The sequence below is a fragment of the Streptomyces sp. NPDC093586 genome, assembly GCF_044764905.1.
GTDB lineage: Bacteria > Actinomycetota > Actinomycetes > Streptomycetales > Streptomycetaceae > Streptomyces.
On record NZ_JBIWJA010000005.1, the window covers coordinates 244,573 to 257,564 of the forward strand.

The 12,992-nt window shown below is 72.4% G+C and carries 10 protein-coding genes and 3 tRNA genes; 8 read left to right on the forward strand and 5 right to left on the reverse strand.

The annotated features are described in order from the left end of the window. Window positions 1-295: 295 nt before the first annotated feature. The 4 genes from ACIRFH_RS08595 to ACIRFH_RS08610 all read left to right on the forward strand — a co-directional run bounded on the left by ACIRFH_RS08595 (window position 296) and on the right by ACIRFH_RS08610 (window position 2,840). On the forward strand, window positions 296-1,333 hold the full coding sequence (locus tag ACIRFH_RS08595; RefSeq protein ID WP_403518198.1) for a rod shape-determining protein: 1,038 nt from the start codon (window positions 296-298) through the stop codon (window positions 1,331-1,333). 117 nt (window positions 1,334-1,450) lie between these two features. After that, a complete protein-coding gene (locus ACIRFH_RS08600; RefSeq protein ID WP_403518200.1) occupies window positions 1,451-1,921 on the forward strand; it encodes a hypothetical protein in 471 nt (156 codons plus the stop codon). Between the two features lie 19 nt (window positions 1,922-1,940). After that, window positions 1,941-2,618: an ANTAR domain-containing response regulator gene (locus ACIRFH_RS08605; RefSeq protein ID WP_403518202.1), complete on the forward strand. Its 678-nt coding sequence runs from the start codon at window positions 1,941-1,943 to the stop codon at window positions 2,616-2,618. A 90-nt stretch (window positions 2,619-2,708) separates the two neighbouring features. Next, window positions 2,709-2,840 carry a hypothetical protein gene (locus tag ACIRFH_RS08610; RefSeq protein ID WP_403518203.1) on the forward strand — a complete coding sequence of 44 codons (132 nt, stop codon included), beginning with the start codon at window positions 2,709-2,711 and terminating at the stop codon, window positions 2,838-2,840. 145 nt (window positions 2,841-2,985) lie between these two features. Here ACIRFH_RS08610 and ACIRFH_RS08615 read toward each other — a convergent pair whose 3' ends face one another. The 4 genes from ACIRFH_RS08615 to ACIRFH_RS08630 form a co-directional block, all read right to left on the reverse strand. After that, window positions 2,986-4,668, reverse strand: coding sequence for an SWIM zinc finger domain-containing protein (locus tag ACIRFH_RS08615; RefSeq protein WP_403518205.1), 1,683 nt, complete (start codon window positions 4,666-4,668; stop codon window positions 2,986-2,988). Between the two features lie 642 nt (window positions 4,669-5,310). After that, window positions 5,311-5,387, reverse strand: a tRNA-Ile gene (locus tag ACIRFH_RS08620). A gap of 210 nt (window positions 5,388-5,597) precedes the next feature. After that, window positions 5,598-5,670, reverse strand: a tRNA-Asn gene (locus ACIRFH_RS08625). A 5-nt stretch (window positions 5,671-5,675) separates the two neighbouring features. Continuing rightward, a tRNA-Asn gene (locus ACIRFH_RS08630) sits at window positions 5,676-5,748 on the reverse strand. A gap of 148 nt (window positions 5,749-5,896) precedes the next feature. Between ACIRFH_RS08630 and ACIRFH_RS08635 the strand changes: the two genes are divergently transcribed. From ACIRFH_RS08635 to ACIRFH_RS08650, 4 genes are all read left to right on the forward strand, one after another. After that, window positions 5,897-6,196: a YtxH domain-containing protein gene (locus tag ACIRFH_RS08635; RefSeq protein ID WP_403518207.1), complete on the forward strand. Its 300-nt coding sequence runs from the start codon at window positions 5,897-5,899 to the stop codon at window positions 6,194-6,196. Between the two features lie 55 nt (window positions 6,197-6,251). Further along, the gene (locus ACIRFH_RS08640) at window positions 6,252-7,706 is read left to right on the forward strand and encodes an FGGY-family carbohydrate kinase (protein WP_403518208.1); all 1,455 of its coding nucleotides are present in this window, start codon (window positions 6,252-6,254) and stop codon (window positions 7,704-7,706) included. 127 nt (window positions 7,707-7,833) lie between these two features. Next, window positions 7,834-9,567 carry an ABC transporter ATP-binding protein gene (locus ACIRFH_RS08645; protein WP_403518210.1) on the forward strand — a complete coding sequence of 578 codons (1,734 nt, stop codon included), beginning with the start codon at window positions 7,834-7,836 and terminating at the stop codon, window positions 9,565-9,567. Continuing rightward, window positions 9,567-11,495: an ABC transporter ATP-binding protein gene (locus ACIRFH_RS08650; RefSeq protein WP_403518212.1), complete on the forward strand. Its 1,929-nt coding sequence runs from the start codon at window positions 9,567-9,569 to the stop codon at window positions 11,493-11,495. The genes ACIRFH_RS08645 and ACIRFH_RS08650 overlap by 1 nt, the downstream gene beginning before the upstream one ends. A 334-nt stretch (window positions 11,496-11,829) precedes the next feature. On the opposite strand, the gene ACIRFH_RS08655 is transcribed toward ACIRFH_RS08650, so the two are convergent. Then, entirely contained in the window at window positions 11,830-12,897 is a 1,068-nt protein-coding gene (locus tag ACIRFH_RS08655) for an RNA polymerase sigma factor (RefSeq protein ID WP_403518266.1), read from the reverse strand. Window positions 12,898-12,992 lie beyond the last annotated feature (95 nt).

Sequence of the window (12,992 nt, forward strand, 5' to 3'; positions counted from 1 at the left end):
AGATGCCTTGCGCCCCACGGGAGTTGACGGATGGTGACGAATCGGCACACCGGCGTGTTCCCGCCACCGGCCGGCGGTGTCCGGACGGCGGTCCGCGGTGTCCCCCGGCCCCGGCACCGCGCTCGGTCCCACGGGCGTCGGCCGGGCGGTGGAGAGCCCCGGCCACAGTCCCCCGTTCGGCGGACCCCCGCCCGGCCCCCTCCAGGAGGCGCCCGTCCCCGCACCCGCGCACGATGCCTAGGAGACCGGTCCCACGGCCGGCCCCGCACGGTCTGCGCTCTCGGGAGGAACTGCCATGACCGCCACTCTGGAGCAGCTGCGCCGCTGCCACTTCGGCGTCGACCTCGGCGCGTCGAGAACCCGGGTCTACGTGAAGGGCACGGGACTCGTCGTCGACCAGCCGTCGGCCGCCGCGGTCAACACCCGCACCGGCGCGCTCATCGCGGTGGGCGAGCTCGCGGAGAAGATGACCGGCCGCACCCCCGACTACATCCGCGTCGTCCGGCCGGTCTCCGGCGGCACGGTCGTTGACATCGAGATGGCCCAGCGCATGCTGCGGCACCTGCTGGGCGACAGGATCCGCCGGACGCTGCGCCGCAAGCCCCGGCTGCGCGCCGCCGTCTGCACCCCGCACGACGCCGACCCGCTGGCCCAGCGGGCGGCGATCGAGACGCTGGTCGGGCTCGGCGCCCGGCGGGTGGAGCTCGTCGACACCCTGATCGCCGCGGCGGTCGGCTGCGGGCTGCCCGTGGAGCGGCCCGAGGCCACGATGGTCATGGTGTGCGGGGCGCACGCCACGCAGGTCGCGGTGCTCTCCCTCGGCTCGATCGTGACCGCCGAGCGCATCCCGGTCGGCGGCGAGGCCGTCGACCACGCGATCGTGCAGCTCCTGCGCCACCAGCACGAACTGGTGCTGCCCAGCCAGTCGGTGCGCCCGCTCCAGCTCGCCCTGTCCGGCAACGGGCTCACCCCGCAGGGCCCGGCCTCCACCGAGATCCACGGGCGGGACGTGGCGACCGGCATGGCGCGCAGTGTGAAGGTCGACACCGCCGAGGTGCGCCACGCGATCCAGACGCCGTTGACGGGCGTGCTCGACGGCATCGGCAAGGTGCTGCGCGACTGCCCGCCGGACCTGGTCGCGGACCTCGCCGACCGCGGGATCATGATGGTGGGCGGCAGTGCGCTGCTGCCCGGCTTCGACCAGATGCTGCGTCAGGCGACCGGCATGCCGGTGCACATCGCGGAGCGGCCCGACGTGTGCGCCGTCCAGGGTCTCGGCACCATGATGGAGGGCGGGGTCGAGCCTCTCGTACTGGACCCGCTGGCCGACTGACCCGCCGAGGAGGCCGACGGCGGGCCGCGCGGCCCGCGTCCGGCTGACCCCCTCCTCGACGTCGTCGTCCTCGCCGTCGGCACCGCCCCGGACCCGCGCAGCACCCTCCGGCACGTCGTGGACGGCGCCGCCCTGCCCGGCTTCCCGCCCTCCGTCCGCCGCACGGGCGCCGTCCACAGCCGCGTACCGGACCGGGTCGCCGACCGTCTCCTCGCCGTCCCGCGCCGCGCCCTGGCCGCCGCGTCCCACGGCCACGGCGTCTCCCGCGCCGAGGTCCTCGTCGACGCGGCGGCGTCCCTGCCGGACGGCCGCGACGCGGTGGGGGGGGCGGCCGTCTCGCACGACGGGACGCCCGAGGAGACGGCACCCGGCGAGGACTCCGGCGGCACGGCCCCCGCCGACGGCACCCGGACGACGGCCACCCGACGGCCGCCCCTCCGGGCAGGCGCCGGGCCGTGTCCGGCAACGCCTTTACCCGTCCATGGGCCGGTCACTCCTCGCGGCCGGGTGTACTCCCGCCGGACGGCGGGCAGGCGCACCAGCAGACGGGGGCCGGGTGACGTGGCGAGCGTCGTCGGGGATCGATGAGGACGGACAAGGCGGTGACATGACCTCAGCGGCACCACCACGTCTGGCGGGGAGGCCGGCCACCCTGGTGATCGACGGCCGTGTGGAGGCGGGCCGGGCGCTGCTCGTCCCGCGCGGAGAACTGGTCCACGGGTGTGCGGACGTCCTGGCCGAAGCCCTGGACGCATTGCCCGCGGGCGTCGGGCGGGTCGACCTGGACATGGGCGACGTGGTCTTCATGGACACGGCCGGACTGCAGTTCCTGGAGCTGCTGCGCGACCACGGCGACCGGCGGGCGGTGCCGGTGACGGCACGGAACTGGACCGGCCAGCCGCGCAGGATCCTCGAGCTGCTCGGCCTGGACACCGACGCTCCCCTGCACGGCACGCCCCGCCCCCGCACGCCGGAGCCGGTGCGCTCGGCGGTGGCGGTGGAGCGGTCGGAACGGCTGGGGATGCTCCAGGAGGAGGTCGAGCAGCTCCGGCAGGCCATCGCGTCCCGTCCGGTCATCGACCAGGCGCGGGGCGTCCTGATGGCCCTCCACTCGTGTACGCCGGACGAGGCGTGGCACATCCTTCGGGAGGCCTCGCAGCTGTCCAACACCAAGCTGCGCACGGTGGCCGCCGCGGTGACCGCCGGCGCGTGCGGCGACGGCCCGCCGCCCCCGCCCGAGGTGCGCGCGGCCCTGCGGACGGCCCTGGAGCGGGCCGAGCGCTGAGAGACGCCGGTCCCGGTGGTGTGGTGCCGTCGGCGCGGGCGGGGTACTCGGCGCGGGGATCCCGTTCGGCAGCCAGAAGGAGGCACCACGATGAGCGACCAGACCCCGTCCCAGGCGGAGGGCGAGCGCGACGACGAGCAGGACACCACGGACGGCCGGAACCCGTCACAGACCACACCCTCCCAGGCGGAGGGCGACCGCGACGAGGACGACGAGGAGTAAAGGCGAGGGCGGCCGGTGAGCCGGGCCGGCGGCCGAGTACAGCAACTCCGTGCGCGTGGGCTCGCGGATATCGCCCGGCTCACGGGACAACCGGTACGCACGATCGACCTCGGACATCGAACGACCGGGCCGGACCCGCCCGCTTTCACAGCCCGTACCGGTCCAGGATGCTCATCAGCTTTCGCCTGCGGTTCAGCTCCGTCCGCAGACCGGCCAGATACACGGCGAACGCGTCCTCGGTCCCCAGGGCACGATGGCAGTCACGTGCGGCCAGCAGCAGCCGTGCCACACGCTCGTAGGCGCGGTCCCCGGTCGGCTCCTTCGACCTGTCGACCAGCCGCCGGTACACGGCGAGCGCCTCGGCCGGGCGCGTCTCACGCGACAGGTCGGCGAGCCGCTCCCACTGCCGGTCGTCGGCCCGGCCGACCGCCTCCCGCCAGGCGGCGTCCAGGTCCCCGTCGTCGAGCAGCACATCGATCAGCACGGGTCCGCCGTACCGGCCGCCGCGATCAGGACGGGCATCCTCCCTCAAGGCGGCCAGCGCCGCCACGCGCTCAGCCTCCCAGCACGCCGCCGACCGGGCAGCACCGCGCAGTTGCCGGTAAGCGTCCAGGGAACGCTCGACACGGAACCGGTCCCGCCGCACCGCGACCACGTCGTCCGCCCTCCCCGCCTTCGCGTATCGGGCGCACACATGGTCGACCAGACGACCGTCGATGTGCGTCTGGGCGGCACACTCCCGCAGTCCGCGCTCCGCCCAAGCGAGCGCCTCGTCCGCACGGCCCGCCGATTCCAGTTCCTCGGCGATACACAGATGGGTGGCACCGGACGGGTCGAGGTCCTGTGCGTGCAGCGCGACCAGCGCGTCGACGTCGCCCTCCGCCTTGACCAGGCGTTCCATCAGGTACCGCGCCGTCCAGTCGGACGGCCTGCGCCTGAGCGCCTCGGCCGCCGTCTGCCGCATGCGAGCCAGTCCGCTCTGCCCCAGGACGTCGGCGTAGTCGAGCGGATCCAGGTCCGTCACGTCGTTGCTGTCGTCGAGCACCATGCGGGCCAGCCACTCGGCCAGCCGCTCCGGGTCGGGGCGGGCGACTCGGCAGGCCTCCAGATGGGCCTCGGCCACCGCAGCGGCGGCCTCGCCGACCACCCCGTCGGAGTCGTCGATCTCCTCGTACGTCTCCCCCAGCACTCGGAGCGCCTCCTCGGCCGGACCGACCGCCTGCGCCGCCCGACCGTCGGCGGTCAGGGTCCGCAGCGCGTCCGCCGCCTCGGCCACCTGCTGCGCATACGCCGGGGCATCGGCGTACTCGACGTACCCGTACCGTGCGAAGGGCCGCGGATCGATCAGCGTCAGGATCCGGTCCCGGACCGTACCGAGGTCGGAGCGAGCGGCGGCGGCCCGCAGCTCCAGGCGCCGGCGCAGCGGGCGGGACTCGGCGATCTGCTCCCGCACCAGCGCCAGGAGTTCGTCCCGGGACAGCGCCGTGAGCCACGCTTCCAGGCCGGAGGCCCGCGCTCGTGCGGCGTCCTGCTGGCGCGGGATCGTCTTCGCCCGCCGCAGCACGGTCAGCCCCACCGCGACACAGTGCTTGCAGAAGTTGCCCTCCTGTCCGTAGGGACAGTCGCACCACCCCGAGGGCCCGTCGTCCCCGCCGAGGGTGAGCTCCACCTCGTAGGCCTCCGTACCGTGCACCACGGCGGTGACCGAGCCCTCCCCCACCTCCAGACCGCTCACCGCGTCCAGATACCCCAGTCCCCGCTCGAAGGACCGAGCCCCGGCCAGCGCCCGCAGATCGTCCTCGCCGAACCCCACCGCTTTCCGTGTCACACCGGTATTCAACCGCGAAGACGGATCGGGGAGTCCCGAAGATCTCAGCCACCCCCTGTGAGGAGCCGCAAGCGATACCCTCGGCGCCCCGTCCCGAACTGACGCGCGTCGGACTCGACAGGGCTTTGTGGACACGAACAGGGTTCGCACCACACCTTGTGCCAGTCGAGAAGGGGCGGATCACCGCGCGATGCCACCACTCCCGTCACTCGGTGGGCAGCCGCCGGCCGAGACAGGCGCACGTGCCACCAGCCAATCGCCCGGCCCGTCACAACCGGCGTACACGAACACCGGGAAGGTCGTCGAAGCGTGCTCGCTTGTCGTGGGTGACGACTGTGCGTGCGGTGGTCAGGGCGGTTGCCGCGATGATCAGATCGTGGGCCCCTCCGGACCGGCCGCCCCCGCTTCCTGCGGCCCGCTCCATTTCCTCGCGTCCCCGGGCTCTTGCTCCTCGACCGCGCCGCATGCCCCCCGGCAACCAAGCTGGTCTCGAATCGCTGCAGGTCAGAGCCTTGCCAAGGATGCCCGGACGCCCACCGTGACACCTCGGACAGCACTCGTGAGCAGCGGATTCTCCCCAGTGGGACCGAGCAGGTGACTCAGAGGCACCGAAGAGACGCTCCCCAGGACAGGGCACATTACTGGTGGGGCGGGTGGGACTCGAACCCACGGCCGACGGATTATGAGTCCGCTGCTCTAACCGGCTGAGCTACCGCCCCATAACGGCGTGTCGCGTACATGTGTGCGCGCCGTCTGCCGCAGCATAGCCGGTCATACGATCTCCTGCCTCGGCTGGTCGGCTCACCGCGACGCCTTCACGACCTTGAAGGACTCCACAGCGTGGCGCACGGTTCCCGGGAGTTCCCGGAAGATCTCCCGGCATGCGTGCGGACATGAAAAAGGACCCCGAAGGGCCCTCGTTCACCATGCTCCCCCGACTGGACTCGAACCAGTAACCTGCCGGTTAACAGCCGGCTGCTCTGCCAATTGAGCTACGGAGGACCGAGCTCCCCCGACTGGACTCGAACCAGTAACCTGCCGGTTAACAGCCGGCTGCTCTGCCAATTGAGCTACGGAGGAATGCCTCGTTGCATCGAACGCATCTACCCGGGTACTCGCCGGGGGGTGTGCGCTCGCTGCGACACATACATTAGCGCAAGCAGGGGGGTGCTTTGCCAATCGGTTCCCCCCGGCACCGTCAGAGCTACGCAAGGGAAGGGTGGCCGCCATGCGTTACCGGCTCACATTCGTCGTCGGACTCGCCGTGGGTTACGTGCTCGGCACGAAGGCCGGGCGCGAGCGTTACGAGCAGTTGAGGAAGTCCGCGCGGCAGGTCGCGCAGAACCCGGCCGTCCGCAACACCGCCGAGTCGGCGGCGCAGCAGGGCCGGCACTTCGCGGACAAGGCCTACCACGTGGTGAGCGACAAGGTCGGCGACCGGATGCCCGACTCGGTCGCCCAGCGGGTGCGGTCGCTGCGCGAGCGCAACGGCACCGGCTCGGACGACTGGGGCACGAGCAACACCTGAGGCGCGTGCCCCCACCCGGTACGGACACCTCTCGCCGTGCGGCAGAATTTTGCGCATGGGGATAGTCGCCGGGTTGGACAGTGCGCCCGATTTCACTCGAATCGTCGTCTGTGACGCGGACACCGGTGCCGTGCTCCGGCAGGGGTACGCGCCGCATCCGGTCGAGAGCCCCGAGGGCGGTGGCCGTCCCTCCGACGTGGACCCGCAGGCCTGGCTGCTGTCCCTCGGGGAGGCCGCCGGCGGCGGGCTGCTGGAGGGCGTGCAGGCCATCGGGGTCTCGGCCCAGGCCAACTCGGTCGTGCCGCTGGACACCCAGGGCAACACCGTGCGCCCGGCCATGGTGGGCGGCGACAAGCGCTCGCAGGTGGCGGCGGCCGACCTGATCGACGCGCTCGGCGGGCGCGAGGCGTGGGCGCGGACCGTGGGCTGTGTGCCGCAGGCGCCGCAGCCGGTGACCAAGCTGCGCTGGCTGGCCCGCACCGAGCCCGAGGCCGCCGCGCGGACCGCCGTACTGCTCCAGGCCCACGACTGGCTGGTGTGGCAGCTGCTGGGGCGGCCGGCCCGCAGGACCACCGACCGGGGCGGCGCCTCCGGGACCGGGTACTGGTCGGCGGCGACCGGCGGGTACCGGCCCGACCTGGTCGAGCTGGCGCTCGGGCACCAGGCGATGCTGCCGGAGGTGATCGGCCCGGCCGACGCGGCCGGTACGACGCCGGAGGGGCTGCTGATCTCCGCGGGGACCGGCGAGACGATGGCCGCGGCCCTCGGGCTCGGGATCGGCCTCGGGGACGCGGTGGTCTCCCTCGGCGCCTCCGGGTCGGTGATGGCCGTGCACCCCGAGGCGCTCGTGGACCAGAGCGGCATGATCACCTCTCTCGCGGACGCCACCGGCATGCACCTGCCGGTCGTCACCACCCTGAACGCCGTACGGGCCCTGCGCGGCACCGCCGAGCTGCTCGGCCTGCCGGACCTGGAGAGCCTGTCCGACCTGGCGATGAAGTCGACGCCGGGCGCGCACGGGCTGGTGCTGCTGCCGTACCTGGAGGGTGAGCGGACGCCGAACCTGCCGCACACCGCCGGGACGCTGGCCGGGCTGCGGCGCGAGTCGATGAAACCCGAGCATCTGGCGCGGGCCGCGTTCGAGGGCATGCTGTGCGGCCTCGCCGACGCCCTGGACGTGCTGCGCGGCCGGGGCGTGGACGTACGGCGGGTGTTCCTGCTGGGGGCGGCGGCCGAGCTGCCGGCCGTGCAGGCGGCGGCACCGTCGCTGTTCGGGGTGCAGGTCGTCGTGCCGCAGCCGGCGGACTACGCGGCGATCGGCGCGGCCCGGCAGGCGGCCTGGGCGCTGGGCGTGTCGCAGGGCACGCTCGACCCGCGCACTCCCCCGGCCTGGCAGGGCGCGGTCGCGCAGGTGCTGGAGCCGGGCGAGGAGCTGGCCGTGGGGCAGGCGGTGCGGCAGCAGTTCGTGTCGGTGCGGGAGCAGACGCATCCGGGGGCGCTGCGCGCGTAGGGGCGGTCGTACGGCCGGCCGGCCGCCCCCGTCGGCTTAAATCGGTTGAGGTAACGCGGGTGGAGTGTTCGACGATAGGGGCCAGGGGCAACCAATCGCCCCCGTCGCCGACCCCGAGAGACCCAGCGTGCTCATACGACTCCTGCGGACCTGTCTCAGCCCCTACAAGAAACCCATCGCCCTGCTGGTGGCGCTGCAGTTCCTGCAGACCTGCGCCAGCCTCTACCTGCCGACCCTGAACGCGGACATCATCGACAACGGTGTCGTCAACGGCGACTCCGGCTACATCCTGGGCTACGGCGCCCTGATGATCGGCATCTCTCTGGTGCAGGTCGTGTGCAACATCGGTGCCGTCTACCACGGCGCCCGCACCGCCTCCGCGCTCGGCCGGGACGTGCGGGGCGCCGTCTTCGACCGGGTGCAGTCCTTCTCCGCGCGGGAGGTCGGCACCTTCGGCGCGCCCTCGCTGATCACGCGGACGACGAACGACGTGCAGCAGGTCCAGATGCTGGCCCTGATGACGTTCACGCTGATGGTGTCGGCGCCCATCATGTGCGTCGGCGGCATCGTGATGGCGCTCGGCCTGGACGTGCCGCTGTCCGGGGTGCTCGTCGGGGTCGTACCGGTGCTGGCGGTCTGCGTGACGCTGATCGTGCGGCGGCTGCGGCCGCTGTTCCGGTCCATGCAGACGCGCCTGGACACGGTGAACCGGGTGCTGCGCGAGCAGATCACCGGCAACCGGGTCATCCGCGCCTTCGTGCGGGACGAGTACGAGCAGCAGCGGTTCCGGAAGGCCAACTCCGACCTGACGCAGGTGGCGCTGGGCACCGGCAACCTGCTCGCGCTGATGTTCCCGGTGGTCATGACGGTGGTGAACCTGTCGTCGATCGCGGTGGTGTGGTTCGGCGCGCACCGCATCGAGAGCGGCGGGATGCAGATCGGCGACCTGACGGCGTTCCTGGCCTATCTGATGCAGATCGTGATGTCCGTGATGATGGCCACCTTCATGTTCATGATGGTGCCGCGCGCGGAGGTGTGCGCCGAGCGGATCCAGGAGGTCCTGGGGACCGAGAGCAGTGTCGTGCCGCCCCTCGCGCCGGTCACCGAGCTGCGCCGGCACGGGCATCTGGAGCTGCGGGGTGCCGGGTTCCGGTATCCGGGGGCCGAGGAGCCGGTGCTGAGGAACGTCGGTCTGGTGGCCCGGCCCGGCGAGACGACCGCCGTCATCGGCTCGACCGGCAGCGGCAAGTCCACGCTGCTGGGGCTGGTGCCCCGGCTGTTCGACGCCACCGACGGGGAGGTGCTGGTCGACGGGGTGGACGTGCGCACCGTCGACCCGAAGCTGCTGGCCAAGGTCGTGAGCCTGGTGCCGCAGAAGCCGTACCTCTTCGCGGGCACCGTCGCGACCAATCTGCGCTACGGCAACCCGGACGCCACCGACGAGGAGCTGTGGCACGCGCTGGAGGTGGCGCAGGCCAAGGAGTTCGTGGAGCGGCTGGAGGGCGGGCTCGACGCGCCGATCGCGCAGGGCGGGACCAATGTGTCGGGCGGCCAGCGGCAACGGCTCTCGATCGCCCGGACGCTGGTGCAGCGCCCGGAGATCTATCTTTTCGACGACTCCTTCTCGGCGCTCGACTACGCCACCGACGCGGCCCTGCGCGCCGCGCTGGCCCGGGAGACGGCCGAGGCGACCGTGGTGATCGTGGCACAGCGCGTGGCGACCATCCGGGACGCCGACCGGATCATCGTGCTGGACGAGGGACGGGTGGTCGGCGTGGGCCGGCACCACGAGCTGATGGCGGACAACGACACCTACCGGGAGATCGTGCTCTCCCAGCTGACGGAAGCGGAGGCTGCCTGATGGCGGGGCCCGGGGGACGCATGATGGCCGGGGGCGGTCCCGACCAGCGGTCGATGGACTTCAAGGGGTCGGGCAAACGGCTCGTCGCGCGGTTCCGGCCGGAGCGGGTGACGATCTACGCGCTGCTGGCCTGCGTGGTGGTCAGCGTCGGCCTCAGCGTGGTCGGGCCGAAGATCCTCGGCAGGGCCACCGACCTGGTCTTCGCGGGCATCGTCGGGCGGGACATGCCGTCCGGGGCCACCAAGGAGCAGGTCCTCGCGGCCATGCGGGAACGCGGTGACGGCAGGATCGCCGACATGCTGCGCGGCACGGACTTCACGCCGGGCGAGGGCATCGACTTCACCGCCGTGGGACACGTGCTGCTGCTGGCGCTGGCGGTGTTCACCGTGGCGGGGCTGCTGATGGCGGTGGCGACGCGGCTGGTGAACCGGGCGGTCAACCGGACGATGTTCCGGCTGCGCGAGGACGTGCAGACGAAGCTGTCGCGGCTGCCGCTGTCGTACTTCGACAAGCGGCAGCGCGGTGAGGTGCTGTCCCGGGCGACGAACGACATCGACAACATCGGGCAGACGCTCCAGCAGTCGATGGGTCAGCTGATCAACTCGCTGCTGACCATCATCGGCGTGCTGGCGATGATGTTCTACGTCTCGTGGATCCTCGCGCTGGTCGCGCTGGTGACGGTGCCGCTGTCCTTCGTGGTGGCCACGCGGGTCGGCAAGCGGTCGCAGCCGCAGTTCGTGCAGCAGTGGCGCTCGACGGGGAAGCTGAACGCGCACATCGAGGAGATGTACACCGGGCACGCGCTGGTGAAGGTGTTCGGCCGGCAGGAGGAGTCGGCGAAGCAGTTCGCCGAGCAGAACGACGCGCTGTACGAGGCCGGGTTCAGGGCGCAGTTCAACAGCGGGATCATGCAGCCGCTGATGATGTTCGTGTCGAACCTGAACTACGTGCTCGTCGCGGTCGTCGGCGGTCTGCGGGTGGCCTCCGGGTCGCTGTCGATCGGCGACGTGCAGGCCTTCATCCAGTACTCCCGGCAGTTCTCGATGCCGCTGACGCAGGTCGCGTCGATGGCGAACCTGGTGCAGTCGGGCGTGGCGTCGGCGGAGCGGGTCTTCGAGCTGCTGGACGCCGAGGAGCAGTCGGCGGACCCGGTCCCCGGCATCCGGCCCGAGGAGCTGCGCGGGCGGGTGGAGCTGGAGCACGTGTCGTTCCGCTACGACCCCGAGAAGCCGCTGATCGAGGACCTGTCGCTGCAGGTCGAGCCGGGCCACACGGTCGCCATCGTCGGCCCGACCGGCGCCGGCAAGACGACGCTGGTCAACCTGCTGATGCGGTTCTACGAGGTGTCCGGCGGGCGGATCACCCTGGACGGCGTCGACATAGCGAGGATGTCCCGGGACGAGCTGCGGGCCGGGATCGGCATGGTGCTCCAGGACACCTGGCTGTTCGGCGGCACCATCGCGGAGAACATCGCCTACGGCGCGTCCCGAGAGGTCACCCGCGGGGAGATCGAGGAGGCCGCGCGTGCGGCGCACGCGGACCGGTTCGTGCGGACGCTGCCCGACGGCTACGACACCGTGATCGACGACGAGGGCACGGGGGTGAGCGCGGGTGAGAAGCAGCTCATCACCATCGCGCGGGCGTTCCTGTCCGACCCGGTGATCCTGGTGCTGGACGAGGCGACGAGTTCGGTGGACACCCGCACCGAGGTGCTGATCCAGAAGGCCATGGCCAAGCTGGCGCACGGGCGGACCTCGTTCGTCATCGCGCACCGGCTGTCGACGATCCGGGACGCCGACGTGATCCTGGTGATGGAGAACGGGTCCATCGTCGAGCAGGGCACGCACAGCGAACTGCTGGCGGCCGGGGGCCATTACGCTCGCCTGTACGCTGCGCAGTTCGCGCAGGCGGTCGCCGAGGTCGACTGACCGCGCGGCCACGGACACGAGGGGGACGGGACGCGCTGGCGGACGACGGCGAGGGCTTCGGGCCGGACGCGGGGCGGCCGGAGGGGGACGCCGCGACGGCCGGGGCCGGTGACGGCGCCGGGCGCCGGCCGGGCACGGCGCTGGGGCTGTGGCTGCCGATCGGGGTCGCCCTGGGCATCGGTCCGGGGCAGCTCGCGGGCAACCTCGGCCTGGGCCTCGCGCTCGGGCTCGGGCTCGGCGTGGCGGTCGGCGCCGGCGTCGACGCCCGCACGCGGCGGGAGGCGGCGGGCCCGGACGCCTGACCCCAGGCGGCGGGCCCGGCACCCGTCCGGCCTCAGTCGAGGTAGCCGCGCAGCTGGTCCGCGAAGGCGTGGTCGCGGAGTCTGCTGAGGGTCTTGGACTCGATCTGCCGTATCCGCTCCCGGGTCACGCCGAAGATGCGGCCGATCTCCTCCAGGGTGCGGGGGCGGCCGTCGACCAGGCCGTAGCGGAGCTGGACGACCTTGCGCTCGCGTTCGCCGAGCGTGGAGAGCACGGCCTCCAGGTGTTCGCGCAGCAGCAGGAACGCGGCGGACTCCACGGGGCTGGTGGCGTCGCCGTCCTCGATGAGGTCGCCGAGGGCGACGTCGTCCTCCTCGCCGACCGGGGCGTGCAGGGAGACGGGTTCCTGGGCCAGGCGCAGCACCTCACCGACGCGCTCCGGGGGCAGGTCGAGGTGGGCGGCGACCTCCTGCGGGGTCGGCTCGTAACCGCGTTCCTGGAGCATACGGCGCTGGACGCGGACGACCCGGTTGATCAGCTCCACGACGTGGACGGGGACGCGGATGGTGCGGGCCTGGTCGGCCAGCGCGCGGGACATGGCCTGGCGGATCCACCAGGTGGCGTACGTGGAGAACTTGTAGCCGCGGGCGTAGTCGAACTTCTCCACGGCCCGGATCAGGCCCAGGTTCCCCTCCTGGACCAGGTCGAGCATGGTCAGCCCGCGTCCGACGTACCGTTTCGCCACTGACACGACGAGCCGCAGGTTCGCCTCGATCAGGCGGCGTTTGGCGACACGGCCCATGACGACGATCCGGTCGAGGTCCAGGGCGAGCCCGCTGTCCAGGTCGGGGGTGAGCCGCAGTTTCTCCTCGGCGAACAGCCCGGCCTCGACGCGTCGGGCGAGGTCGACCTCCTCGGCCGCGGACAGCAGCGGGATCCGGCCGATCTCGCGCAGGTACTGGCGGAACAGGTCGGAGGAGGGCCCGCCGGTCTCGGTGCGGGTGGGCGGCGGCGGTTCGGGCCCGGTGGGGTCGGACTCGGCGTGGTCGGGCCCGGTGGGGACGGGCTCCGTGGGGTCGGGTCCGGTGGGGTCGGGTCCGGTGGGGTCGGGCTCCGTGTGGTCGGACTCCGTGTGGTCGATCCCGGTGGGGACGGGCTCCGTGGGGTCGGGTCCGGTGGGGTCGGGTCCGGTGGGGTCGGGCTCCGTGTGGTCGGACTCCGTGTGGTCGATCCCGG

Coding starts and splice junctions, on each gene's coding strand:
- ACIRFH_RS08595 (WP_403518198.1), top strand. CDS start 296: ATGACCGCCACTCTGGAGCAGCTGCGCCGCTGCCACTTCGGCGTCGAC.
- ACIRFH_RS08605 (WP_403518202.1), top strand. CDS start 1,941: ATGACCTCAGCGGCACCACCACGTCTGGCGGGGAGGCCGGCCACCCTG.
- ACIRFH_RS08610 (WP_403518203.1), top strand. CDS start 2,709: ATGAGCGACCAGACCCCGTCCCAGGCGGAGGGCGAGCGCGACGACGAG.
- ACIRFH_RS08635 (WP_403518207.1), top strand. CDS start 5,897: ATGCGTTACCGGCTCACATTCGTCGTCGGACTCGCCGTGGGTTACGTG.
- ACIRFH_RS08640 (WP_403518208.1), top strand. CDS start 6,252: ATGGGGATAGTCGCCGGGTTGGACAGTGCGCCCGATTTCACTCGAATC.
- ACIRFH_RS08650 (WP_403518212.1), top strand. CDS start 9,567: ATGGCGGGGCCCGGGGGACGCATGATGGCCGGGGGCGGTCCCGACCAG.